The sequence below is a fragment of the Flavihumibacter sp. CACIAM 22H1 genome (assembly GCF_001601815.1).
GTDB lineage: Bacteria > Bacteroidota > Bacteroidia > Chitinophagales > Chitinophagaceae > Flavihumibacter.
This window is the reverse complement of sequence record NZ_LUKG01000169.1, coordinates 1-2,024: the sequence shown is the minus strand read 5'-3', so window position 1 is coordinate 2,024 and position 2,024 is coordinate 1. Positions and strand designations below refer to the sequence as shown.

Genomic DNA, 2,024 nt, shown 5'->3' with positions numbered 1-2,024 from the left:
CGCTGCCCGAGGTAGATTGAAGAGCAGGTAATGCGGAAATAGATCAATGTTGTTTTAATAAGAAAGACAAAACTTCTCTTGTAAACAGACCGGGATTCTCAGTTACCACCCAATGTGTTTGCCCTTTGAGAATATTTAAGGTAGCATGCGGAATACTTGGCGGCGATCAATTGGCTATGTCGTTCAAGAACGGATATCCTTTTCTCCGGCCATGATCATCGTGCGGGCAGTAATTGTTTTTAAAGAAGAAGGTTCGATGTGCGGCTCATCCAAGATCAGGCGCATTAGTTTAAGGATGGTGCTATCCTGGGGATTATTGCGGCGTTCGAGCCTTTGCAGGTCTTTTTTAGCTTTGGTTAAAATACTTTTCTTCAGGGACGCTTCCGAAGGATCGAGGTTGGCGCCCATCGTTACAAGTGAACCTACATAATCCGGATAGAGGCTGGCCAGGAGTAACCCGGTGATGCCGCCATCACTCCAACCAATGACCGTTGTATTTTTTAGATGTAAACTGTCCAGTAATACTTTCATGTCCTGTGCGAATAACTCATAGGAAAAACGTTGTGGTCCTTTGTCGGGACTTTTTCCCTGGGCCCGGGTATCTACGGCAATGACCCGGAAATGTTTGGCCAGTTGTGGAATGACGGCGGCGAAATCATGAATGCTTCCCCCATTTCCGTGCAATAAAAGTAAAGGAGTTCCTTCGCCATACGATTCATAATAAATAAAAGTCCCGTTGCATGGAAGATGGTGGCCGGCTGCGTAGTTATACCCGTAATAAACGGCAGTATCGGCTACGCCGCCTTCTGTATGAATATGGAACACATTGTTATAGGAAGGGTCGGTGTCTTTTGCCTGGGCGGCAAAACTTCCTTTCGATTTTTTGAGAGAAGCCACGTTCTTCAAATCGTCTAACGGGTTGCCGGTCTTTTCGAAATCACTGTTTTCAACGGCAACTGCCTGCCAGCTGCCGTTGTCTTTGCTAACATGGAGGCGGATATTGTCGAAAAAAAATCGCCGTTGCCGGAGGTGGAAAGATAAATCCATAATTTATCTGCTTCCGCATCGATGCGGCCATCGAGACGGAGCCTTTGCCAGTTGGTATCTTTTTTTGCATTGACCGCGCCACCTGAGTTTTTAATGAAATCCCAATCCTTTTACCTACCTGCAACATTAGAAATGCCGGCCAATCCAAGACTATCCGAAGGAACGGCCCTGATATCGAGTGAAGCTGAAAAATACCAGCCCTGGTATTCTTTTACCTTGATAACTTTTGTAAGCGCAGTAACTGTTGGTGGTTCTTGGCAAATTGGGAAAAAAGCCGCCGCCGACATACAAAAGCATAACCGATAAAATAAGCAGACGTCTCATGATCTGATGTTTAGTAACCAAAAAATAAAAGTAAGAGAGATGCCCGCTCCGGAAATTGTAAAATTGTAATCCGGGGCTCAGCAAAGGGATCGAAAAGAGTAAATTTGTGATGCAGAAAAATTGTAAAAAGCATCTGACCCTTGTATTTTAAATTCATCAATACAAAAAATGAAAACCTCTCCAGGTATTTGGAGGGCTTTTATATTTTTCAAAAAGACGATACGGATCAGGAGCTTCAATACACGGTTTTTTCGTCCAACCATATTATCCTGTCGATCTACCGTTTTGCAGATTATGCGCAGGAGCAGGATAAAGTAATCATACAGGAAAATCGCGATCGGCCGTTTTTGTCGTTATTAACCACTACAGTAGAAACTCCGCTATGTTGTACCTACAAAGGAGCGGTCAGGGAAATGACTTTCTGTTTCAAGCCGCTTGGCTTTAATCATTTTCTTGATCAGGATTTGCGGCATTATTTCCAAAAAGGATGTATACCATTTTCGCCATTTCCGGATTTTGAAAAAGAAATGATATCGATTCTGGAGGAAGGAGATGAAAAGATCGTTCAGGAAAGAGTTGAACACTACTGGGCTTCAAAATTCAAGGTGAAGGAATTCGATCTGCTGGAAAAAAATTATCGCCCGCATACAGCA

The 2,024-nt window shown here is 43.6% G+C and carries 2 protein-coding genes; one reads left to right on the top strand and one right to left on the bottom strand.

The features are described 5' to 3' along the window. Positions 1-183 precede the first annotated feature (183 nt). Positions 184-1,047, bottom strand: a complete 864-nt coding sequence (locus A1D16_RS21645; protein ID WP_290713835.1) for an alpha/beta hydrolase — start codon at positions 1,045-1,047, stop codon at positions 184-186. Positions 1,048-1,511: 464 nt separating this feature from the next. Here A1D16_RS21645 and A1D16_RS21640 point away from each other — a divergent pair. Then, positions 1,512-2,024 (top strand): hypothetical protein (locus A1D16_RS21640; RefSeq protein WP_290713831.1); only part of this gene is annotated, 513 nt, incomplete at its 3' end.

Coding starts and splice junctions, on each gene's coding strand:
- A1D16_RS21645 (WP_290713835.1), bottom strand. CDS start 1,047: ATGGATTTATCTTTCCACCTCCGGCAACGGCGATTTTTTTTCGACAAT.